Origin of the sequence: Galbibacter orientalis DSM 19592, assembly GCF_000260115.1 — a bacterium.
GTDB classification, from domain to species: Bacteria; Bacteroidota; Bacteroidia; order Flavobacteriales; family Flavobacteriaceae; genus Galbibacter; species Galbibacter orientalis.
This window is the reverse complement of record NZ_JH651379.1, coordinates 1,638,134-1,662,601: the sequence shown is the minus strand read 5'-3', so window position 1 is coordinate 1,662,601 and position 24,468 is coordinate 1,638,134. Positions and strand designations below refer to the sequence as shown.

The window sequence follows — 24,468 nt, the reverse complement described above, 5'->3', positions numbered from 1 at the left end:
TATTCATTTAATTATAGCTCTCAACTACTACTTTTCTTGGCTCAAATTCCGAAGCTATTTCCGACAATAACCTTATATGATCTGGAGTAGTTCCACAGCATCCTCCTACAATATTCACCACATATTCTTCCATATAATTACGCACCAATTTTTGCATTTCTTTAGCTGTTTGATCATATTCTCCAAAATGATTTGGTAAGCCTGCGTTTGGATAAGCTGAAATATAGAAAGGCGATTGCTGCGATAATCGTTTTACATATGGCAATAATTGATCGGCTCCAAGGGCACAATTAAAACCTACACTTAAAAGTGGAATATGAGATATACTTATTAAAAAAGCCTCTGCAGTTTGTCCTGATAGAGTTCTCCCCGAAGCATCCGTAATTGTACCACTTACCATAATTGGAATATCAATTCCTCGCTCTTCTTTTACTTCTTCAATTGCAAATAAAGCTGCTTTAGCATTTAGAGTGTCAAAAATAGTTTCTACTAATAAAACATCCACTCCACCATCTACCAACCCTTCTACTTGTTGCTTGTATGCAATACGAAGTTCATCAAAAGTAACTGCTCGATACCCTGGGTCGTTAACATCTGGAGACATACTTGCTGTTCTATTTGTAGGTCCCATAGCACCTGCTACAAAACGAGGTTTCTCAGGATTCTCTGCAGTAAATTTATCCGCTACTTGCTTAGCAATTTTAGCAGATTCGTAATTTAATTCGTAAACAATGTCTTCTAAATGATAATCGGCCATTGCAATAGTAGTCCCAGAAAATGTATTGGTCTCTATAATATCTGCTCCAGCCTCAAAATATTTTGCATGAACTTCTGCAATTGCCTTTGGTTGGGTTAAAGACAACAGGTCATTATTCCCTTGCAAAGGGTGTTCAAAGTCCTTGAAACGCTCTCCACGAAAATCTTCTTCAGTAAATTTATAGCGCTGCAACATCGTTCCCATAGCTCCATCGAGCACTAAAATTCTCTTTTCGAGTTCTTTTCTAATATCCTTCATTCAGTTCTACTTAAAATAGTATAAAATAATTATACGCTTCAAAGCGTAATTTGTAATATGTATATCAAGAGGGTGTGAAATAAAAAAAAGGAAGTCTTTTTGTTATCTGTCCGTATTATCTACGGTAGAACGTAGCACCTTCTCTAAGAAAACTTCCTTGTTAATTGAAGTACATAAAGGGTTGCTAAGGCTTCTGCGGGTCTAATCCCTACACCTTTCTTGATAACGTTCAATAAAATTATGAACAATTTTGATGCAAATATAGCGCACATTTTACTGTTAAGCAAATGCCTCTTGTTTAATTTATTCTGAAAAAAATGTCTCTAAAAAACAAAAGCAAATCTGTATCTTTCAACGGATTTGCTTTTTATAAATTCTAAAAGAAATTGCTCTTAAACAATACTTTTAATCACTTCTTTTTTAGCTTCTTTTTTAGTTCCATCAAATCCTTGAACTCCACCAACAGTTGTATATTTCATTACATATTTTTTGTCTGGAAAAATACGTTGGTAAGCACTCTGACACATTACTGCTGCTTCATGGAAACCAGAAAGAATTAACTTTAATTTCCCAGGGTATGTATTTACATCGCCAATAGCATAAACCCCCGGAATATTGGTAGAATAATCATACGCATTATTCACCTTTATAGCATTCTTTTCTATCTCCAAGCCCCAATTTGCAATTGGTCCTAACTTTGGTGACAATCCAAAAAGTGGAATAAAATTATCTACCTCCACATGAGATTCGCCATTTTTAAGATGTTTTACGGTTACCGCTTCCAATGTATCTTCTCCATGTAGCTGCGTTACCTCTGCTTCGGTAATTAACTCTACTTTTCCTTTTTTAGAAAGTTCTGCTACTTTTTCAACAGAATCTAAGGCACCTCTAAATTCATTTCTGCGGTGTACTAAATAAACTTCCGAAGCAACATCGGCTAAATAAATAGACCAATCCAAGGCAGAATCTCCACCCCCAGCTATCAATACTTTTTTATCTCTGTAAACTTCTGGGTCTTTTATAATGTAAGAAACCCCATTATCTTCATACTTATCTATATTTTCTAACTGTGGCTTTCTAGGCTCAAAACTTCCTAATCCTCCAGCAATTACAACTACTGGCGCATGGTGTTTTGTTCCCTTATTGGTGGTTACAATAAAGCTTTCGTCTTCTAATTTTTCAATCGTTTCCGCTCTTTCTCCCAAGGTATAAGTAGGTTCAAAAGATTTAATTTGCTCTAAAAGATTTTTTACCAAATCGCCAGCCAAAATCTCTGGAAAACCAGGAATATCATAAATTGGTTTTTTTGGATAAATCTCAGAACATTGCCCTCCTGGTTGTGGTAAGGCATCAATTAAATGGCACTTCAATTTTAATAATCCCGCTTCAAAAACAGTGAATAATCCCGTTGGCCCTGCTCCTATTATTAGTATATCTGTTTTAATCATGACTTTTAACTTTCCCCATTTACGTTATGGGATTTACAATAACATTTCTAACTTTTTCTTTTTCTATTTTTCCACTAAACTCTTGGTAAATTCGTTTAGTTTCTCAACTTTTTCCTCAAAATTCCCCTTGATGGTTTTTCTATATTCATTTAAGTTCTGAACAAGATCATCGATATTCTCTGGAATCACTTCTTCAAAAAACTGACGTAATCTTTTGGCTGTAGTAGGAGATTTCCCATTAGTAGAAATGGCTATTTTCACATTTCCTTTGGTTACAATCCCCCCCATATAGAAATCGCAATATGGCGGATTATCGGCTACATTTACCAAAATATTTTGTTCCTTACAATCTTTATAAACCTTAACGTTTACTTCTTCTTTATCTGTTGTAGCTATAACAATATGCTTAGCTGTTAAATAATTTTCAGCATACACATCTGTAATCATTTCTACATTATGAGCCTTTGCCTTACTAATAGTTTCTTCTCTAAAGTGTGGCGCCACCATTTGCACTTTTGCATTTGGACTTGACTTTAGTAAAAAAGTAAGCTTCTCTAAAGCAACATTTCCTCCTCCAACAATTAGTATATTAAGGTTATTTACTTTTAAAAAAACTGGATATAATTCATTCCGTTCTCCCGTTTCCATCCTCTTCAATTATACTGTAGCAACTTGGCTACTAATTTCCAATATCTTTTCTCTATGGTTTACCACCTCCCCAATTACAATAATTGCTGGATTGGTAAGTTTTTGTTGCTCAACCACAGTTTCTATAGTAGCTATTGTTCCGATTCCTATTTTTTCTTCTGGTGTTGTTCCACTCTGAATAATAGCAACAGGCACTTCGTGTTTACTTTCATTTTTAAATAAAGTTGTTATTTCTGAAAGCTTACTCATTCCCATTAAAATCACCACAGTTGCAGATGATTTTGAAGCTAAAACAACATCATTTGATAGTTTATGAGCTTTGGTGGTGCCCGTAATTACCCAAAAACTTTCTGAACTTCCTCTTTTTGTCAACGGAATATTTTGATATGCTGGTACTGCCAAAGCAGAAGAAATTCCAGGCACAAAATCAGTTTCAATTCCATGAGCAATTGCATACTCCATTTCTTCAGATCCTCTTCCAAAAACAAAAGGATCGCCTCCTTTTAAACGCACTACATGTCCATGAGCTTTAGCGCTACTTACAATAAGTTCGTTTATTTGTTCTTGTTGGTATGCATAGCATCCTTTTCTTTTTCCCACAAAAATATGCTCCGCATTTGGCGCATGATCCAATAATTGTGGATTCACCAATGCGTCGTATAAAACAACATTGGCAGCTTGTAAAGTTTTCATACCCTTAATAGTAAGCAAATCCGGATCTCCCGGACCTGCCCCTATTAAAGTCAGTTTTGGTTGGTTATTTGTCTGCATTAGCTAATTCTAATCTTCTGAAAGCATCTGCTTTTTTGTAAAAAGCTTGCGCGTCTTCTAAAAACGATTTTGCAAATGTTTCAGATGGTTTATTAATTTTAATTTGATAAACGAGATCATGGAAAGTGGTGTTTAGTGAAATCTTTCCGGGTGCGACAAACACTTCGTCAAACTGATTTATTATCCCCGCTTGGGTATTGGTCTTTTTATTTTCTCCTATTAATAATGCTTTTGCAGTATTTATTAATGAGGTATACGATTGGTAAATACTATCTGCCCATTTTTTCTCTTCTAAAGAAAACTGCGCTTTTTCTATTTTTTCTTCACTTTCAAATAAAAGTGTAGCAACCAAATCTATAACTACTCCAGCACATTCTCCAACTCCTACTTCCTGAACATACGCTTTATCATGCCCCCAATCTACAAAATCATCTTCATTTAAATTATCTGTATCTGATAAAGGTTTTAAAAAATCATAGAAATACATTTGCTCTTTTCTGTCGTAATACGCCAAAAAATCTTCTCCATTTTCTTTATGTTGCTGATAATCATCTAAAATTAAACGCAGTGCCTGAGGTCCTCTTTTTGAAGGAATTTTAATAACTTTATCTGCAAATCTACCTTCTCCATTTCCTACAACACCACCACCTAATAATATTTGAAGCGCAGGAGCTACTAATTTTTCTTTTGTACGAATTGACATCCCTTGAAAACCAATATGCGCCATATTGTGTTGTCCACAAGCATTCATACAGCCACTAATTTTAATAGCAACTTCTCTGTTATCTCTATACTGAGGATACTCTTCTTCTAAAACTTTCTCCAACACTTCTGCAATTCCTGTGCTGCTCGCTATCCCTAAATTACACGTATCTGTACCTGGGCAAGCAGTAATATCTGCAGTAGAATTATACCCTAAATCTGTAAATCCAAGTTCTTTTAACTCTAAATAAAACAGCGGTAATAAATCTGCTTTTACATGACGGATTAAAATATCTTGACGTAAAGTTAAACGTAACTCATCTGCCGCATAACGTTGAATTAAACTTGCTAGTTTTCTAGCTTTATCTGTATAAAAATCGCCTAAACGAACTTTTATTCCGATTGAAAATAAGCCTTCTTGTTTTTGCTGATATACATTAGAGTTTCTCCATTTCTCATATCCATCAACATCTTTTAAATCTACTTTTGGAACCGAAATTGAATCTACTACAGAACGATCAAATTCAAAACCTTCTTCACTTATAGGGTATGAATGATAAGAAAGTGCTAACTTTTCTTCTTCTATTAATTGTAAAAATCCATCTAATCCTACATCTTTAAGTAAGAATTTCATTCTCGCTTTTAAACGTTTTGCACGCTCTCCATGGCGATCAAAAATTCTTAATACACTTTCTATTAAAGGAATAATTTGGTCTGTTGGTATAAACTCATACATTAAATCTGCATGACGAGGCTGTGAGCCTAACCCACCTCCCAACATTACTTTAAAACCTTTTTGACCGTCTTTTACTTTTGCAATAAAACCTAAATCGTGAATATAAGATAAAGCCGAATCCTTATCTGTAGAAGAAAACGACATCTTAAATTTACGTCCCATTTCTTGACAAATAGGGTTTCTCAAGAAAAACTGAAAAGCTGCATGCGCATAAGGAGTAACATCAAAAGGTTCGTTTGGATCGACTCCCGCTTCCGGACTTGCAGTAATATTACGTACCGTATTTCCACAAGCTTCTCTAATTGTTACATCGCTTTGTTCAAGCTCTGCCCATAATTCTGGAGTTCTATCTAAACTTACATAATGAATTTGAATATCCTGACGGGTGGTAATATGTAATCTTCCTCTAGAATATTCATCCGAAACATCACAAATACGTAACAATTGATTCCCAGTAACCTTTCCATAAGGCAACTTTATTCGAACCATTTGCACTCCCTCTTGACGCTGACCATAGACTCCACGAGCCAATCGTAAGCTTCTAAAGCGTTCTTCATCTACTTTCCCTTCTCTAAAAAGTCGAATTTTCTTTTCTAATTCTATAATGTCTCTTTCGACAACGGGATTTTCTATCTCTGTTCTAAAACTTTGCATGTTTTCTATTTTCCGTTATTCATAATTCCTCACAAAGTGAGTTTGTTCGTGGTCTTTTATTTTCCCCATTTAATTCGCTCCCAAAGGCGCTCATGAAAAAAATACAGTGTCATTTTAGTTACTAACTCTATAAACCCAATTGATAATGCTAATTCTATAGTTCCGGTAACAAACCAAGATATTAATATAGTATCTAATGTTCCAACAACCCTCCAGCTTATCGATTTTGCTATACTTCTACTTAGTTTATCACTCGAAACTTTATCTTTATCTGTAATCTCCGAACGCCCTTTAAAGCTATTTCCTTGTAATACTTTATCTAAAATCATCGTCAATCTTTCTTATTACTCTAGTTAATCGATAGGTTAATAGAATTTAAAAGCGAAAGTAATACATAATTCGAGAAATCCCAACGTTTTTGGGTATTTTTAACTAAAGAATATCAAATCCTTAAAAAAAGACACAAAAAAAAGGCTACATTAAATTGTAACCTTTAGTAATTATTTATTTATTAAGGACTTGAGTTTGTATTTATCTCAAAGCCTGTTTCAAATCTTCAATAATATCTTCTACATTTTCTAATCCTACAGATACACGAACCAATCCATCCGAAATTCCAACTTCCAATCTGTCTTCCTCAGATAATTTACTGTGTGTGGTAGACGCAGGATGTGTTACAATGGTTCTAGTATCTCCCAAGTTAGCAGATAGCGAACACATTTTTATAGCGTTTAAGAATTCTCTTCCTGCTTCTACACCGCCTTTAATCTCAAAAGCTACAATGCTTCCTCCTTGTTTCATTTGTTTTTTTGCCACTTCGTATTGGGGATGCGACTTTAAAAAAGGGTATTTTACAAAATTAACATTGGAATGCGACTCTAAAAATTCTGCTACTTTTAAAGCATTTTCACAATGGCGATCCACACGAACTGCTAAAGTTTCCAAACTTTTTGAAAGCACCCAAGCATTAAAAGGAGATAAGGCTGGCCCCGTATTTCTTGAAAATAGATAAATTTCTCTTATTAAATCTTTTGGTCCTACGGCAACTCCTCCTAAAACACGCCCTTGTCCATCTATTAATTTGGTAGCAGAATGCACCACAATATGCGCTCCAAAATCTATTGGCTTTTGTAAATAGGGAGTTGCAAAACAGTTATCTATTATCAATATTAAATTATGCTTTTTTGCTATTTCTCCTAAAAATTCTAAGTCCAGTACATCTACAGCAGGATTTGTAGGTGTTTCTGCAAAAAGAATTTTTGTATTTGGCTGAATCAATTTTTCAATTGAAGCAACTTCATCCACCTTAAAATAAGAAGTTTCTATATTCCACTTAGGAAGAAACTTAGTAAATAAAGCATGCGTAGAACCAAATACAGAACGTGCAGAAACCACATGATCTCCACTATTTAATAATGCTGCAAAGGTTGAAAACACAGCCGACATCCCTGTAGCAAATGCATAACCTGCTTCTGCTCCTTCCATTTTACAGATTTTATCTACAAATTCTGTAGTATTCGGATTTGTAAAACGACTGTATAAATTGCGGTCTTTTTCTTCTGCAAAAGACGCTCTCATATCTTCAGCATCTTCAAATACAAAACTAGAAGATAAGTACAAAGGTGCTGAATGCTCTAAAAATTCGGTTCGTTCTATCTGTGTTCGGATTGCCTCCGTTTCAAAATGCTTTTTACTCATAATATATGTTTAAAGTTGAAAAGTTGATGGTTTTAAAGTTCAACTCTTCCCTGTGTTTTGTTGTTTGTTTGTTAATAGTTATTGGTTAATTGTTATTCGTTATTCGTTAATTGTTATTAGTTAACAGTTGTTCGTTAATAGTTGTTAGTCGTTAATTGTATAACTTAACTTATTTCAATAATTCAATCTTTCAATCTTTCAATCTTTCAATCTTTCAATTCTTCAATTTTTTACGTTCAACTTTTTAACTCTCTATCTAACTTACCCTCTTTCGGCTAATTTAAGAATATCTCCAAAAACACCTCTAGCGGTAACTGCTGCTCCTGCTCCTGCTCCTTGAATTACAATTGGCCGGTCTCCGTAAGATTCTGTATAAATTTCAAAAATAGAATCAGCCCCTTTTACTTGTCCTAAAACACTGTCTGCTGGGACAGACACCAACTTAACATCTAAAATTCCTTTATCTTGCTGCAAATCTCCATGTAAATCTCCAACATAACGAAGTACATTTCCTTCTTCTTGATTATCTTTAATTTCTTGGTATGGAGCGTTAAACGCCTCTAAACTCTGTAAAAATTCTGGCACTTCTTTATCTCTTAATCCATCGGGCACTAAATTCTGAATATTAACATCTTCAAATTCATTTTTCAAATCCAATTCACGAGCTAAAATTAACAACTTCCTACCAACATCGTTTCCGTTAAGGTCTTCTCTTGGGTCTGGCTCTGTAAATCCTTTATCAATAGTATCTTTTAGAATCTCATTAAAAGTTTTTTCTTCTGAAGAAAATTGATTGAATAAATAACTTAAAGTTCCAGAAAATACACCTCTAATTCTAGTGATATTTTCTCCTGATAAATGTAAAATACGAATTGTATCTATTAAAGGAAGCCCAGCTCCAACATTAGTTTCATATAAATATTGCTTCTGATTTTTATCAAGTAAACTTCTCAACTCTTTATAAAATTTAAAATCGAGGGTATTTGCAATTTTGTTAGACGACACTAAATCAAAGCCATTTTCCACCAAAGTGGTATAATTTGCAACAAAATCTTTACTTGCCGTATTATCTATAGCAATTAAATTTTCTAGATGATTTGCTTTCGTAAATGCAATTACATCTTTAATAGTTGCAGGTTGGTTACTATTCTCTATTTCTTTTTTCCAATCTGAATTAATGCCTTCTTTTGAAAGTACTAATTTTCTTGAATTAGAAACTGCAAAAATATTCAGTTTTAAATGTTTACGCTCTTCTATATTAGCTGCTGAAGTAAGAATTTGATCGATTAAAGTTCCTCCTACCAATCCATGTCCGAAAATAGCTATGTTTATTTTCTTACAGATTTCAAAAATCTCTCCATGAATAACATTTAATGCTTTATGAAGTTCAGATTTTTTAACTACTAAACTCACATTTTTCCCTGTTACCGTATTATTAAAAAGGATAGGAATTACCTGGTTTTTAATCAACGCATTATAAGGCTTATGGAACGTACTCAAATCTTGACCTATGATAGAAATTACAGAAACATCATCTACCACAGAAATTTTATTAACGTCTTTAGAGTAAAAATCATTTTCAAATTCTTTCTCCAAAGAAATCATAGCTTCGGTAGCATCTTTTGCATTTACTACCAAACCAATTCCACGCTCGGAAGACCCTTGTGAAATAATACTTACACTGATGTCTTTTTTCCCTAGAGCATTAAAAATTCTAGCATCTACTCCTGCTTTTCCTAATAGTCCGCGTCCTTCTAAATTTACTAAGGCTACGTTTTCTAAAACTGAAAGTGATTTTATTCCTTCCTTTTTAGGATTAGCAGTAATAAGCGTTCCTTTATTATCGTGATTAAAAGTATTTAAAATTCGAAGTGGAATATTTTTTTCAATTAACGGAATAATTGTTTTTGCATGTAAAATAGTAGCACCAAAATTTGCTAGCTCATTAGCCTCATTAAACGACAATTCTTCGATGCGTTGTGCACTTGGCACCAAATCTGGATTGGCAGTAAAAATACCATCTACATGCGTAAAACTTTGCAATTCTCCAGCATCTAAAAAATTAGCCAATAAAGAAGCTGTATAATTACTTCCATTTCTTCCTAAAGTAGTGGTTTCGTTATTTTTATTAGAGCCAATAAATCCAGTAACAATATTAACGGTTGTTCCATTATGTTTTGCAAAATGTTTTAAAACATTTTCTTTTGAAATTTTTTCTAAGGGTTGTGCGTCACCAAATTTCTCATCTGTTTTTATAAGCTCCCGAGAGTCTGTAAAATTGGCATTGACTCCTTTTTCTTTTAAAATATTGGTGATTAATTTAGCAGAAATAATTTCGCCTTGTGCTAAAACCTCATCTTTAATTTTTACACTATAATCTCCAAGCAAACTCACTCCCGAGAACAGTTTTTCTAATCTATCAAACTCAGCAGATAAATTGGCATTTTTATAATCTTCTGTTTGATATTTCTTAAAGGCATCAAATAAATGCTCGTAATCCTGCCCATCTGCCGCCGTTTCCAAAATACTCTCCAACTCATTGGTTGCGTTATTCCTAGCAGAAACTACTACGGTGATTTTCTCTCCTTCTTTTACCTTGTTTTCAATTATTTCAACTACATTATTGATTCCTTTACCATTGGCTAAGGATTTCCCTCCAAACTTTAATACTTTCATCTTATTATCTTTAAGAGCAGATTCAAAAATGCCCCCTATTATTTTTTCTAATTGTTCATATTCTATCAAAAATGCATCGTGCCCGTGTACCGAAACTACTTCTCCATAGCGCACACGGTCGCTAGATTGCGCCAATTGCTTATACGTTTCTCTATTTTCTTCAGCAGTAAAAAACAAATCTGAGCTCACCCCTACAATATGTACATTAGCATCTATAGCTTCTAATACACTAAAATGCTCTGGTCTTCCTCGGGTAACATCAATAGTTTTTAGTAACTGATTCATTAATTTATAAGCCGAAAGCTGAAATCGCTCTTGAAGTTTATTTCCATGATGCAACAACCAACTTTCCACATTAAACACTTGCAATTCTTCATTAGTGCTTCGTTGGAAACGCGATTTAAAAGATTCTGGCGTTCGGTAACACAACATAGCGTGCATTCGAGCATCGTGGACAGGATTTTTAGAATTCACCAAAAATTGCTCCTGAATTTGGCAATTTGCAATAAGCCAATCTGTCGACTTCCAATCGGTTGCCACAGGAATAAAATGTTCGGTAATAGCAGGTTTTAACGCCACCATTTCCCATGCAATTCCGCCACCTAGAGAACCTCCAATCAAGGCATACAATTCATCTATTTTTAAGACTTCAAGACCTAACAAAAAGATGTTTGCCACATCTCTAGCCACAAAATCTTTATAATTATCGATCACAAAACCATCATAACCATTCCCTGGAATATTAAATGATAATACCGTATAATTATTTGTATCAATAGCTTTTCCGTCTCCTATTAAATCTTTCCACCAACCGTTCTCTCCACTAACATCAGAATTCCCTGTAAGTGCATGATTCACCATTACAATAGGCGCTGTATGTAATGGCTTACCAAACAATTGGTATGATAAATTTAAATCTTGCGTAACTCCGCTTAGCGTTGTGTACTGATTGAGTGTAATATGTAACAATTCGTTTTTCAACGTTTTATGCTTTTATCTGTTTAAATGCTTCTTTTAAATCCGACTTTAAGTCTTCTATATCTTCTAATCCTACTGAGAGTCTAATTAAATCTGTAGTTACTCCAGCCGCTAACTGCTCCTCTTCATTTAACTGCTGATGCGTTGTACTTGAAGGATGAATAATTAGCGATTTTGTATCGCCAATATTAGCAAGTAGGGAAAATATTTTTGTGTTATCTGCTACTTTTTTAGCCGATTCAAAACCTCCCTTAACTCCAAAAGTTACGAGTCCGCTTTGTCCTTCTGGAAGATACACTTCTGCTAATTTTTTATATTTATTATTTTCAAGCCCAGGATAATTTACCCAAGTTACTGCTGCTTGTTTTTCTAACCATTGCGCTAATTCCAATGCATTTTCGCTATGTTTCTTTATTCTTAAAGGAAGTGTTTCTAATCCTTGTAAAATTTGAAATGCATTTAACGGACTCAACGCGCCTCCAAAATCTCTTAAACCTTCTATTCTTACTTTTGCTATAAAAGCAGCCTCTTTTAATACATCATGATAAATTAACCCATGATAACTTGGAGAAGGCTCTGTAAATTCTGGAAATTTACCATTCCCCCAATTAAAAGTACCCGCATCTACAATAACTCCACCAAGTGAAGTTCCATTACCGCAGATATATTTAGTTAGCGAATGAATAACAATATTTGCTCCATGCTCTATAGGTTTTACCAAATAAGAGGTAGCTACTGTATTATCTACTATTAATGGCAGTGCTGCTTTTTTTGCTTCCGCAGAAATCGATTTAATATCTAACACGTCCAATTTTGGATTCCCCAAAGATTCTATAAAAAAGGCTCGTGTATTCTCTTGTACGGCATTTGTAAAATTTGCCGCATCATCTGGGTCTACAAATGTGGTTGTAATACCTAACCTAGGAAGTGTGTTGCTCAATAAATTATACGTTCCTCCATACAAGCTACTAGAAGCTACAATATGGTCTCCCGCCTTTAACAACACCAACAAAGCAGTAGAAATAGCCGCCGTTCCTGAGGCTGTTACCACAGAGGCAATTCCATCATCTAAAGCAGCCAAACGTTGCTCCAACACATCGTTTGTTGGGTTGTTTAACCTCGTGTAAATATATCCAGCCTCTGATAAGTTGAATAAATTTGCAGCATGGTCTGCGTTATTAAAAACATAAGAAGACGTTTGGTATATCGGCACAGCTCTTGTACCACCATTTGCTTTTACATCATGCCCAGCATGAAGTGCATCCGTTGAAAATTTTTGTTTACTCATTTCTTTTAAAATTTAATTTGTACTACTTAAAATAGTACTGTTAAGGTGTTAACAAGAAAAGCGTAAACGCGTAAGAATTAAATTCTTGTTATCTATCCACTTACGTGGTAGAATGTAGCACCTTCTCAATCTGAGTTTCCTCGAGACAAAGGGTTGCTAAGGCATCTTCAGGTCTATTCCTTCCGCCTTTCTTGATAACATCTACAAAATGTATTTGAACTACTTTCCCACATTGTGGGATTAACTTTAATCTCGCCTCATAATATTAATGAAGCTTTATATCTTCTACTTCGGGAGCAAATCCACAAAGCAATCAAATGAAACAATTTTACTCGTTTCAACGCAGAACGTCTTGAAATTAAACCCTCTATGAGGGATTCAAAGATTCAGAAAATATATTCATTTTTCCAAATCATCACTAAAAAATCTATTTATAACGAAAAACTCTCTTTTACTTTATCTATAAAGTCCAACTTTTCCCATGTAAAAAGCTCAACTTCTCTTTCAATTCTACCGTTGTATGGAGATTCAAAAACCTTTGTAACTGTACGAGGTTGTTTTCCCATATGCCCATATGCAGCAGACTCTAAGTATATTGGATTGCGCAATTTTAAACGCTCTTCAATTGCAAACGGACGCATATCGAACAACTGAGCTACTTTTTTGGCTATCTCCCCATCACTCAATCCTACTTTAGAAGTACCATACGTATTTACAAAAATAGAAGTCGGCTCTACCACGCCAATAGCATAACTTACCTGTACTAAAACCTCATCTGCAACTCCTGCTGCCACCAAGTTTTTAGCAATATGGCGAGAAGCATATGCTGCACTACGGTCTACTTTACTTGGATCTTTTCCACTAAAAGCACCGCCTCCATGAGCTCCTTTACCACCGTAAGTATCTACAATAATTTTCCTTCCTGTAAGTCCGCTATCTCCATGAGGACCACCAATTACAAATTTTCCGGTTGGATTGATATGATATTTAATAGTATCATTAAACAACTCCTGAACATATTTTGGCAACTGCTTAACTACTCTTGGAATTAAGATTTCTAAAATGTCTTTCTTAATTTGAGTTAGCATCTTCTCATCGTCAGCATCAAATTGATCGTGCTGCGTAGAAAGTACAATGGTATCTATTCTTTGCGGCACATTATCATCTGAATACTCAATAGTAACCTGTGCTTTTGCATCTGGACGTAAATAGGTAATCTCCTTTTCTTCCCGACGCAAATCTGCAAGTCCCATTAATAATTTGTGAGAAATATCTAACGCCAAAGGCATATAGTTTTCGGTTTCATTGGTAGCATACCCAAACATCATCCCTTGGTCTCCAGCACCCTGCTCCTCTTTCGATGCCCTGTCTACCCCTTGGTTAATGTCTTGAGACTGCTCATGAATTAACGAAATAACTCCACAAGAATCTCCACTAAATTGATACGCTCCTTTAGTGTATCCAATTTTATTAATAACCTCACGAGCAATAGACTGTACGTCTAAATACGTAGCGCTTTTTACCTCTCCGGCAAGCACTACTTGCCCAGTAGTTACTAAAGTTTCGCAAGCAACTTTACTCTCTGGATCAAAAGCCAAAAAGTTGTCTAAAAGCGCATCGCTTATTTGATCTGCAATTTTATCTGGATGTCCTTCACTAACAGACTCCGATGTAAATAAATATGCCATAATGTAATTTCTAAACTTCTAAATGGGAAAGAATTTTGACAGGTGCGTCTAAAGGAGTTCATCACTGCTTTAGCTCTTTTTTTACGAGGTGGCAATCAGTCAAATCTTTCCTCAAAATTCTGGGTACAAATGTAAGAATAAGATTGAAACTGAAAAATGTTTAACACTTTTTTATTTGGAGCCCTTTTTTAATTTCTTATTCCCTTTCGCTGTTACCCGCTTTTGCTACTACATGGTAGTTAGCGCAATCGGGGCTAGCAGCAATCGTTTGCGTCTCTTTAAATAATTTATTTTTCTCATCGTAAAGAAAATTATTTTTTATCAAAGCGGCTTATTCTTGTATCTTTACCAAAGTTATTTATCAATATAAAAAAATAGACCCCATGCACGTTGCAATTGCAGGTAATATAGGCGCAGGAAAAACTACATTAACAAGATTACTCTCTAAACATTTCAAATGGGAAGCTCATTTTGAAGATGTGGTAGACAACCCGTATTTAGACGATTTCTACACACAAATGGAGCGTTGGAGTTTTAACTTGCAAATCTATTTCTTAAATAGTCGTTTTAGACAAATTCTAGAAATTCGCGAAAGCGGAAAAAAAATTATTCAAGACAGAACAATATATGAAGATGCCTATATTTTTGCTCCCAATTTACATTCCATGGGCTTGATGACTAATAGGGATTTTAAAAATTACTCTTCTCTTTTTCAATTAATGGAAAGCCTAGTACAATCTCCAGATTTATTAATTTATTTAAGAAGTTCTATCCCTAACTTGGTAAATCAAATTCATAAAAGAGGAAGAGAATATGAAAACTCTATTTCTATTGACTATCTAAGTAGGTTAAATGAACGCTACGAAGCATTTATTCATCAATACGACAAAGGAAAACTACTAATTATAGATGTTGACAAGTATAACTTTGTTGACAATCCAGAAGATTTAGGAGAAATTATCAATAAAATTGACGCCGAAATCAACGGACTCTTTTAAAGACTTTTTCTCAGCAGAAACTTTAGCATCTAATTCTCCCTTGGGAGTAGTGAGTGAGTAAAAATAAAGAAGCTAAAAATATTACAATTAATATTTTTAGCTTCTCAAAACTACCCCAAGTTACTCGCATCCTACTCAAACTACGAGCAACAGTTCAGTGTAAATTTAATTATATTTTTTTGATTTACAATAGATTACAATTAAAAAATATAGTTTTCAACTACCTCGAAGCAAGTCCACGAGGTATTCAAATTACTTTTCTTTTAAATCCTTCACTTGTTGTTCTATTTCTTCTGGAGTTCCTTCAATAATTTTTTCTTCAGTAACAATTTTACCATTTACTGTTTTAGTGGTAGTTATTACCGCTTTTGCTGGTTCTAAATCCGCACTCCCAACATTTACACGAATCTCCTTTTGGATAACCTCTTTAGACGTCATTATAACTTCCGAAGAGTGCCCTCCTAAAATAGGCGCAATTACCAATCCTACTAAACAAGTAAGTTTAATTAAAATATTCATGGAAGGTCCAGAAGTATCTTTAAATGGATCTCCAACTGTATCTCCAGTAACAGCCGCTTTATGAGCATCTGATCCTTTGTACGTCATCTCTCCATTTATTTCTACCCCAGCTTCAAAAGATTTTTTTGCATTGTCCCAAGCACCACCTGCATTATTTTGAAAAATTGCCCACATTACACCAGACACACAAACTCCAGCCATATATCCACCTAAAGGTTCTGCACCAAATACCAACCCTATTACAATAGGAGTTATAATGGTTAATAACCCAGGTAATAACATTTCTTTTAGAGCAGCCTTAGTAGAAATTTCAACACATTTACTATAATCTGGTCTTCCCGTTCCTTCTAAAATACCTGGAATTTCTCTAAACTGCCTCCTTACTTCTTGCACCATTTCCATAGCTGCTTTCCCTACAGACTTCATTGCTAAAGCGGAAAAAACAACAGGAATCATTCCCCCAACAAATAAGGCCGCTAAAACATCTGCTTTAAAAATATTAATTCCGTCAATTCCTGTAAAAGTAACATAAGCTGCAAATAATGCCAAGGCAGTTAAAGCTGCCGAAGCAATAGCAAACCCCTTCCCAACGGCAGCCGTTGTATTTCCTACAGAATCTAATATATCGGTACGCTCTCGTACTTCTGGCTCTAATTCACTCATTTCTGCAATTCCACCAGCATTATCGGCAATTGGCCCAAAGGCATCTATTGCTAATTGCATTGCCGTAGTTGCCATCATTGCCGAAGCCGCAATAGCAACCCCATAAAATCCTGCAAATTCATAAGACCCATAAATAGCTGCTGCAAATAATAACACCGACCAAAACGTAGACATCATCCCTACAGCGAGTCCTGCTATAATATTTGTCCCCGCCCCTGTAGAACTATTTTGAACTATATCTAGTACTGGTTTTTTTCCTAGACTTGTATAATAAGAGGTTACATAAGAAATAAGTGCCCCAACTGCCAATCCAATACAAGCCGACCAGAAAACATTTATAGATGGGATAGCCACGGTATAATCGTTTCCAAAGAATTTCATATCCATTGCCTCAGGAAGCATGAACTTTATTAAAAAATAACTTGCTAGCAACATCAAAAAAATAGCTGTCCAATTACCAGTATCAAGCGCTTTTTGAACTTGCGGTTCTCTAGCATCATTATTAACTATTTTTACTAAGAAAGTACCTATTATAGAAGCTAAAATTCCAATTCCAGCAATTACCAACGGCAAAAGAATTGGTCCCATATTATTAAAATCATCCGTAAAAGGAGCACTAATACTCATGTCTCGAATAACATAATTTCCTAAAACCATAGCCGCTAAAACTGTAGCTACATAAGACCCAAATAAATCGGCTCCCATTCCTGCTACATCTCCTACATTATCTCCTACGTTATCTGCTATAGTTGCTGGATTTCTAGGATCATCTTCTGGAATTCCCGCTTCTACTTTCCCCACCAAATCTGCTCCTACATCTGCTGCTTTGGTATAAATACCTCCTCCAACACGAGCAAATAGCGCAATCGATTCTGCTCCTAAAGAAAAGCCTGCAAGCGCTTCTAAAACAACCGTCATATTTTCATAAAAAGACCCTGCTCCATCTAAAAACTGACCCGTAAAGATTAAAAAGAACAAACTGAGTCCTAAAACTGCTAATCCTGCCACTCCTAGTCCCATTACGGTACCCCCGCCAAAAGAAACCTGTAATGCTTGCGGCAAGCTAGTTTTTGCCGCTTCTGTAGTTCTAGTATTTGCTTCTGTAGCAATTCTCATCCCTATATTTCCTGCTAAGGCAGAAAAAATAGCTCCAATTACAAAAGCAGGAACAATCATCCAACTTGTAGTGTCTACCACTAAAGAAATTCCGAATAAAGCGACTGAGGCGATAATAACAAAAATTAATAGCAGTCTATATTCAGCATTTAAAAAGGCAAGCGCTCCTTCTTGGATACTCTTAGAGATAGATTTCATTTTCTCATTTCCTGCAGGTTGGCGCTTCACCCAAACAGCTTTTATCCCCATAAAAATAAGGCCAAGAATGGCCATAAGGATAGGTACATAAATAATATTGGATTCCATATTTATAAGTTAGTTAGTAATTATATTCTTATAAATGTAAGGAAATCAATAGAATAAAAAAAGCAACAACTTTGCAGTTGTTGCTTTTAATATCTTAAAACTAAGATTATTTTTAGTCGATACTAACTTCTTCTCTAGGAACGTCGCTATCTTGAAAACGGTTGATACATTTAGCAACGATATCTTTTGCGTCTTCTAAAGCTCCCCATCCTCCGATAGAAACTTTCTTTTTCTCTAAGTCTTTATATACTTGAAAGAAGTGTTCGATTTCTTTTATTAAATGTGGATTCAATTCGCTTAAATCATTTACACGATTCCAAATTGGATCTGAAACTGGCACACAAATTACTTTCTCATCTGGTCCTTTTTCATCTTCCATATGGAAAACGCCAATTGGTTTTACCTCCATAACACAACCAGGGAAGGTTGGCTCTGTAACCAAGACTAAAACATCTAAAGGATCTCCATCTAACGCTAGTGTTTCAGGAATAAAACCATAATCAGCAGGATACATCATTGAAGAGAAAATCATACGATCGTAACGTATTTTTTTCAATTTAAAATCGTACTCGTATTTGTTTCTACTTCCCTTAGGAATTTCGATTAAAACATCGAAAGTCTTTATTTGATCTGAACTCATCTATTTTTAAATTATAAATTTTGAATTCAGATAATGAACTCAAAACTCGTTATATATTCTTTAAAATGGAGTGCAAAAGTAATGAAAACCAATATTAAAAGCAACAAAAGAAATGTATAGTTCTATTAACACCAACTATTATTTAACTCCTTAATCAACTATCTCGTTGCAAGCTCACAAGCTGTTCAAAGAAAACAAATTTAACTCATCTCGACGCACAGCCCTTCAATATACTCAGAATTGGCTCTGGAGGAATTAGACACTCCATGAAGGATTAAATAAGGCAACCTACCCACCAAAAAACCACTACGTGGATTAAAACACAAACTCCAAATTCCCAGTAATTGAGAAAGGACGGGCATCTGGAATATCTAAGTAATTCCCTCGGAAATTAAAATCGATACGGATAATTTTAAAGATATTGGCTATTCCAAAAGAGTATTCGTAATACACTTCATCGGTTGGTGCACGAAGGATTGCACCTGCGGGGGCACTTAAAGCAATATTTGCATCAGAAATCTCTCCCCAAACAGCTCTTAAACCAACAATTTCTCGTAGATCTAATTTTTTAAGAAATGGAATTTTTGAAAATAAACGACCATTAAAATTATGTTCTATCTGCCCAGACACATACGTATCGGTTACAAATTCGTAGAAATTAAGGTTAGGAAAGGTATTAAATATAGAAAAATACGTTTGGTTACCAGGAATTGGGCTTAATAAACTCAACGGAACTTCCCCAAAAGTTTTCCCAGCTTCTACTGTGGTTATAGTACGACCTATACCGCCTAATTGAAATGGTTGACGGTAATAAAACTGAAGTTTCTCGTAATTAAAATCACTCTCCAAAAAGCCTTTTAGGCCTGCTGTATATACCAAATATAAACGTGCAAAATTACTGTTTACATTACTTCTCTCTACTCCATAGCCTGTAGTTTTTCTTCCTGGGGTAAAATCAAGAGAAACATTAACATCATACTGCTTGGTCTCACTAGAGATTCCTCCTGGAGCATCTGGATCTACATAATCTAAATTAAAATCTTCTGGTAAGGCAGAACGCAAGGTTCTAAAATTGGTTTCTGTTTTTAAAACTAAATTTTTTACAGGCTCATATTCTATTCCGAAAGTAGTAAGGTTTAAATCGGTTAACGTATTATTACTTCCTGCGGTAAAAATTGCTGAAGAAGCAAAACTTCTTCCTAAAACATCGGAAGAAGATGTTAAACTTGTTCCGAGTTGTTCTACATCTCTTCTAGTCCCACCAGAGATTATGAGTCGGTTTTTTCTATCTAAAAGCCACTTTCCTGAAAACCCGTATTTAAACTTTTTATCTTTAAAACCGTAGGCTGTATACCCTTGCAATCGCCATGGGTCGTTTGGTCCGAAGTACGTTCTTCCTCCTGCCCTCAGGCGTATTCCTTCTGCTTCGTTATACCCAAAACTGGAATATATAGGTCCGAAATCCAGATTAAGTTTTGGTATTTCTACATATCCAGAAACTAAAATGGTTGTTAAATCGTATAAACGTTTAAATTTTGGAACTGTTTTTAAGGTGTCTAACATTTTGTAAACTCCCTTTTCGTCATCATTTAAACTTTCTAAACGATTTTGATCCCAAAAAGTACTATCTCGATTATAAATTAATTCATTATATGGATCTACCCGTTTATTATAAAAACTTTTAGGTTTCTCTTTATCAAACTCATAATTATTGTAAACAGTAGTTCTTTTTCCGTATAGTCCACGAGACTCTTCCTTTTTACGCAAACTAAAATCGCTCAATAAATAATCTCTTTTCAGCAGAAAAACAGAGTCGCTTAACACCTCAAACTCTTGTTCAATATAAAGCTCCTTCACCCAGTTTACATTGGCGCTTTTTGAGACTTGCATATTTATATCTTTCACTGCAAATGTGGTATCGTTTACCCAAAAATTCCCTTTAAAGGTCATTTCATTTTTTCTTCGAGGATAATAAACAATGTTATAGCACCATTTATTATCTACATAAGAACTATCGGTTAGCACATAATTATACACATCTACTCCCGTTTTTGAAAGCGGACTCACAAAACTTTTATTAAAAAGTTTTATATAGTTATTGTAAATATTATAATCTGCATAAAGGTCTTTTACAAAAGATATTACGCTTTGATTTGTATTGAATCCAGAATTTTTATTTCCGACTAATCTTTCAACCTTTTCGTTCATTTTATTATCTCCATAAACTTCCGAAACGGCCTCATTTATAAAGATTGGGAGGTATGTTTTCCCGGTAACATTTGAAGTATCTACTTGATCAAAAATAAATTCCATCCCTTTGAAAATATTTTTGCTCATAAAAGCACTGTCAATAGTATTAAAGTCGAATTCTATTTTTTCGTATTTATCATATTTATATTGATCGAAAAGATAAATTCCGTTTTGACGTTTTTTTGCCCATACTTTTTTAAGAATTTCGATGGCTGGATTCCCCTTTTTAGGCTGCTTTCCTACATAAAGCACTACTTCATCTAGCTCCTCCCCTTCATTTAATACTACTTTTAAATCGTAGTTTACTTTCTTTTCTAATTTTATTTCCTCTGAGGCGTACCCAATTAAAGTAACCGACAAAATATCATAGGTAGAGTCGGATTCTAAATAAAAACGTCCTTCTTCATTAGTAATAGTCCCTTCAGAAGAATTTGGGAACATTACATTTGCGTAAGGAATTTCTATCCCTTCACTGTCTACAACAATACCGCTCACTTTAGTTTGAGCAGCTACTGTAATTGAAAAAAATATTATAAATAGGGATAGTATGTACTTCATATAAATAAAAAAACTTCACTGGCTAAAGATAGTCAGTGAAGTTATATTAACGAAAAATTTCGCTTATTTGTATAAAACTTTTTTTACAGCCTTCACAACATCCCCTGCATTTGGCAACCATTCTTCTAAAAGAACAGGAGAATAAGGAGCAGGTGTATCTGCTGTATTAATTTTAATAATTGGTGCATCTAAATAATCAAATGCTTGTGATTGAACTTGATACGTTATCTCTGTAGCGATATTTCCGAAAGGCCAAGCCTCTTCAAGAATAACCAAACGATTTGTTTTCTTAACAGATTTCAAAATAGTTTCATGATCCATCGGTCTTACAGTTCTAAGGTCGATAATTTCACAACTAATGCCATCTTTTTCTAATTCGTCTGCAGCTTTGTATGCTTCTTTAATAATTTTCCCAAAAGAAACAATGGTAACATCACTTCCTTCTCTTTTTATATCTGCAACTCCTAATGGAATAGTATAATCTCCTTCTGGAACTTCTCCTTTATCTCCATACATCTGTTCAGATTCCATAAAAATAACTGGATCATCATCTCTAATAGCTGCCTTTAATAACCCTTTTGCATCGTTTGGATTTGATGGAACTACTACTTTTAAACCAGGACAGTTAGCAAACCAACTTTCAAAAGCCTGAGAGTGTGTTGCTCCTAACTGACCAGCAGAAGCTGTAGGACCACGAAAAACGATTGGACAATTTAATTGCCCCCCCGACATCTGGCGGATTTTTGCTGCGTTATTAATAATCTGGTCAATCCCTACCAAAGCAAAGTTAAAGGTCATAAACTCAATAATTGGTCTATTTCCATTCATTGCAGAACCAACACCGATTCCAGCAAAACCAAGTTCAGAAATTGGTGTGTCCAATACGCGCTCAGGACCAAATTCGTCTAACATCCCTTTAGAAGCCTTGTATGCACCATTGTATTCTGCAACCTCTTCCCCCATAAGGTAAATCGATTCATCTCTACGCATCTCCTCGCTCATTGCCTCGCATACCGCTTCTCTAAACTGAATTGTTTTCATCTATTTTATTTGATATTATTAAAGTCTATTTTATTTAAGCATAGCAAAAATAGTAATTCTATGAGAACTATCTCCATAAGATTTTAATAAAAAAATATTATGCATGCATAGCATATTTTGTAAATTATCAGTATCTTCGTAACACATATAGTAAAATCACAAAAAATTACCTAAAATATGAAGATATTAGTGTGTATAAGCCACGTACCAGACACTACGTCAAAAATAAATTTTACTGACGGAGATTCAAAGTTTGATACAAATGGTGTGCAATTTGTTATAAATCCGAATGACGAGTTTGGATTAACACGTGCCATGTGGTTCAAAGAAAAACAAGGAGCTACCGTAACAGTAGTGAATGTTGGAGGAACAGAGACCGAACCTACACTGAGAAAAGCATTAGCTATTGGTGCAGATGAAGCCATAAGAATAAATACAAACCCAACCGATGGTTTTTTTGTTGCAAAACAATTAGCCAATGTTGCTAAAGATTTTGATTTAATAATTGCAGGAAGAGAATCTATCGACTATAATGGAGGAATGGTTCCTGGAATGCTAGCTACCTTAATTGATGCTAATTTTGTAAATAATTGTATCAGTTTAGAGGTTGAAGGAGAAAATGCAACAGCAATTCGAGAAATTGACGGTGGAAAAGAAACCTTAAAAACTACATTCCCATTAGTTATTGGAGGACAAAAAGGTCTTGTGGAAGAAAGCGACCTAAAAATACCTAATATGAGAGGTATTATGATGGCCCGTAAAAAAGCCCTTAATGTTGTTGAGCCAGTAGACGCTAGTACAAACACAAAGGCTGTAGCCTTTGAAAAACCCGCTGCTAAAGGCGCTATAAAATTAGTACCTCCAGACAATTTGGACGAACTAGTAAGTCTTTTACATAACGAAGCTAAAGTAATATAACAAAATACAAAGTAAAAAGATAAAAGTAGGTAGTTGAATAGAAATTAAATTTCTTTCTACATAGAGAAATACTAAACTTTCAACTTTTTCAACCTTCAACTTTTTAACTTTTTAACTTTTTAACTTTTAACTAAAAACATATGTCTGTTCTTGTTTATACTGAAACGGAAAACGGAAAACTTAAAAAAACAGCTCTAGAAGTTGCTTCTTACGCAAAAGGCGTTGCCGATATGCTTGGAACCAGCCTTACTGCTGTAACTGTAAATGCAACCGATACCGCTGAATTAGGAAAATACGGGGTTGAAAAAGTTTTAACCGTTACAAATGATAAATTAAATAATTTTAATGCAAAAGCATATGCTGATGTTTTAAAACAAGCTGCTGCTAAAGAAAATAGCAAGGTAATTGTAATAAGTTCTAGTGCAAATGCTAAATTTTTAGCACCTATTTTAGCTATTAATCTCAATGCAGGATATGCCTCAAATGTTGTTGCATTACCAGAAAGTGAAAGTCCTTTTAAAGTAAAACGCACCGCTTTTACCAATAAAGCATTCAATATTACAGAAATTTCTACAGATGTAAAATTAGTAGGATTATCTAAAAATGCTTTCGGTTTAAAAGAAAGTGATGCTGCAGCTACTACGGAAGATTTTACTCCTGAATTAAATGAAGGAGATTTCTCTACGGAAGTAACTTCTGTAGACAAAGTAACTGGAAAAGTAACTATTGCTGATGCTGAAATTGTAGTATCTGCTGGTCGTGGATTAAAAGGACCTGAAAATTGGGGAATGATTGAAGAATTAGCCGATGTTCTAGGTGCTGCAACTGCTTGTTCAAAACCAGTTTCCGATATGGGATGGCGTCCACATGGAGAACATGTTGGACAAACAGGGAAACCAGTAGCTGCCAATCTTTATATTGCTGTAGGAATCTCTGGAGCTATACAACATTTGGCAGGGATTAATGCTTCAAAAGTAAAAGTGGTTATTAATAATGACCCAGAAGCTCCCTTCTTTAAGGCTGCAGACTACGGGGTTGTAGGGGATGCTTTCGAAGTGGTTCCTCAGTTAATCGAAAAATTGAAAGAATTTAAAGCGAATAACGCATAATTTTTGTTAAATTGTGCCCCTAAAGGGCTGTCTAAATTTTGGGATTTG

17 protein-coding genes and 2 riboswitches are annotated in these 24,468 nt (G+C 34.7%); of the genes, 3 read left to right on the top strand and 14 right to left on the bottom strand.

Going from position 1 to position 24,468, the window contains the following annotated elements; translation table 11 throughout:
- Positions 1 to 7: 7 nt before the first annotated feature.
- The 10 genes from JOOMADRAFT_RS07380 to metK form a co-directional block, all read right to left on the bottom strand.
- Entirely contained in the window at positions 8 to 1,015 is a 1,008-nt protein-coding gene (locus JOOMADRAFT_RS07380; RefSeq protein WP_008612319.1) for a homocysteine S-methyltransferase family protein, read from the bottom strand.
- A 99-nt stretch (positions 1,016 to 1,114) separates the two neighbouring features.
- A riboswitch (SAM riboswitch) is annotated at positions 1,115 to 1,244 on the bottom strand.
- A gap of 163 nt (positions 1,245 to 1,407) precedes the next feature.
- Entirely contained in the window at positions 1,408 to 2,463 is a 1,056-nt protein-coding gene (locus JOOMADRAFT_RS07375) for an NAD(P)/FAD-dependent oxidoreductase (protein ID WP_008612318.1), read from the bottom strand.
- A 63-nt stretch (positions 2,464 to 2,526) separates the two neighbouring features.
- On the bottom strand, positions 2,527 to 3,111 hold the full coding sequence (locus tag JOOMADRAFT_RS07370; RefSeq protein ID WP_008612317.1) for a precorrin-2 dehydrogenase/sirohydrochlorin ferrochelatase family protein: 585 nt from the start codon (positions 3,109 to 3,111) through the stop codon (positions 2,527 to 2,529).
- A 9-nt stretch (positions 3,112 to 3,120) separates the two neighbouring features.
- Complete coding sequence (cobA, locus tag JOOMADRAFT_RS07365; protein ID WP_008612316.1) at positions 3,121 to 3,882, bottom strand: uroporphyrinogen-III C-methyltransferase; 762 nt, start codon at positions 3,880 to 3,882, stop codon at positions 3,121 to 3,123.
- Positions 3,869 to 5,974 carry a HEPN domain-containing protein gene (locus JOOMADRAFT_RS07360; RefSeq protein ID WP_008612315.1) on the bottom strand — a complete coding sequence of 702 codons (2,106 nt, stop codon included), beginning with the start codon at positions 5,972 to 5,974 and terminating at the stop codon, positions 3,869 to 3,871. Before JOOMADRAFT_RS07360 ends, cobA begins: the two co-directional genes overlap by 14 nt.
- Positions 5,975 to 6,030: 56 nt before the next feature.
- Complete coding sequence (locus JOOMADRAFT_RS07355) at positions 6,031 to 6,303, bottom strand: DUF2061 domain-containing protein (RefSeq protein WP_008612314.1); 273 nt, start codon at positions 6,301 to 6,303, stop codon at positions 6,031 to 6,033.
- Positions 6,304 to 6,505: 202 nt separating this feature from the next.
- Positions 6,506 to 7,672: a trans-sulfuration enzyme family protein gene (locus tag JOOMADRAFT_RS07350; RefSeq protein WP_008612313.1), complete on the bottom strand. Its 1,167-nt coding sequence runs from the start codon at positions 7,670 to 7,672 to the stop codon at positions 6,506 to 6,508.
- Positions 7,673 to 7,933: 261 nt separating this feature from the next.
- Positions 7,934 to 11,329 carry a bifunctional aspartate kinase/homoserine dehydrogenase I gene (gene thrA, locus JOOMADRAFT_RS07345; RefSeq protein WP_008612311.1) on the bottom strand — a complete coding sequence of 1,132 codons (3,396 nt, stop codon included), beginning with the start codon at positions 11,327 to 11,329 and terminating at the stop codon, positions 7,934 to 7,936.
- 4 nt (positions 11,330 to 11,333) lie between these two features.
- Entirely contained in the window at positions 11,334 to 12,614 is a 1,281-nt protein-coding gene (locus JOOMADRAFT_RS07340; RefSeq protein ID WP_008612310.1) for an O-acetylhomoserine aminocarboxypropyltransferase/cysteine synthase family protein, read from the bottom strand.
- Between the two features lie 85 nt (positions 12,615 to 12,699).
- Positions 12,700 to 12,815, bottom strand: a riboswitch (SAM riboswitch).
- A gap of 230 nt (positions 12,816 to 13,045) precedes the next feature.
- Entirely contained in the window at positions 13,046 to 14,302 is a 1,257-nt protein-coding gene (gene metK, locus JOOMADRAFT_RS07335; protein WP_008612308.1) for a methionine adenosyltransferase, read from the bottom strand.
- Positions 14,303 to 14,685: 383 nt separating this feature from the next.
- Between metK and JOOMADRAFT_RS07330 the strand changes: the two genes are divergently transcribed.
- Positions 14,686 to 15,300 (top strand): deoxynucleoside kinase, encoded by a 615-nt coding sequence (locus JOOMADRAFT_RS07330; protein WP_008612306.1) that lies wholly within the window; start codon positions 14,686 to 14,688, stop codon positions 15,298 to 15,300.
- A gap of 252 nt (positions 15,301 to 15,552) precedes the next feature.
- Here the strand turns inward: JOOMADRAFT_RS07330 and JOOMADRAFT_RS07325 are convergent, their stop codons facing one another.
- The 4 genes from JOOMADRAFT_RS07325 to JOOMADRAFT_RS07310 form a co-directional block, all read right to left on the bottom strand.
- Positions 15,553 to 17,904, bottom strand: a complete 2,352-nt coding sequence (locus tag JOOMADRAFT_RS07325; protein WP_008612304.1) for a sodium-translocating pyrophosphatase — start codon at positions 17,902 to 17,904, stop codon at positions 15,553 to 15,555.
- Between the two features lie 112 nt (positions 17,905 to 18,016).
- Positions 18,017 to 18,544, bottom strand: a complete 528-nt coding sequence (locus JOOMADRAFT_RS07320; protein ID WP_008612302.1) for an inorganic diphosphatase — start codon at positions 18,542 to 18,544, stop codon at positions 18,017 to 18,019.
- Positions 18,545 to 18,859: 315 nt separating this feature from the next.
- Positions 18,860 to 21,352 carry a DUF5686 family protein gene (locus JOOMADRAFT_RS07315; RefSeq protein ID WP_008612301.1) on the bottom strand — a complete coding sequence of 831 codons (2,493 nt, stop codon included), beginning with the start codon at positions 21,350 to 21,352 and terminating at the stop codon, positions 18,860 to 18,862.
- 63 nt (positions 21,353 to 21,415) lie between these two features.
- Positions 21,416 to 22,393 (bottom strand): pyruvate dehydrogenase complex E1 component subunit beta, encoded by a 978-nt coding sequence (locus JOOMADRAFT_RS07310; protein WP_008612300.1) that lies wholly within the window; start codon positions 22,391 to 22,393, stop codon positions 21,416 to 21,418.
- Between the two features lie 177 nt (positions 22,394 to 22,570).
- Here JOOMADRAFT_RS07310 and JOOMADRAFT_RS07305 point away from each other — a divergent pair, with 177 nt between their 5' ends.
- Together JOOMADRAFT_RS07305 and JOOMADRAFT_RS07300 are read left to right on the top strand one after the other, a co-directional pair.
- Entirely contained in the window at positions 22,571 to 23,311 is a 741-nt protein-coding gene (locus JOOMADRAFT_RS07305; RefSeq protein WP_008612298.1) for an electron transfer flavoprotein subunit beta/FixA family protein, read from the top strand.
- A gap of 140 nt (positions 23,312 to 23,451) precedes the next feature.
- Positions 23,452 to 24,420, top strand: coding sequence for an electron transfer flavoprotein subunit alpha/FixB family protein (locus JOOMADRAFT_RS07300; RefSeq protein WP_008612297.1), 969 nt, complete (start codon positions 23,452 to 23,454; stop codon positions 24,418 to 24,420).
- The last annotated feature ends 48 nt before the right edge of the window (positions 24,421 to 24,468 follow it).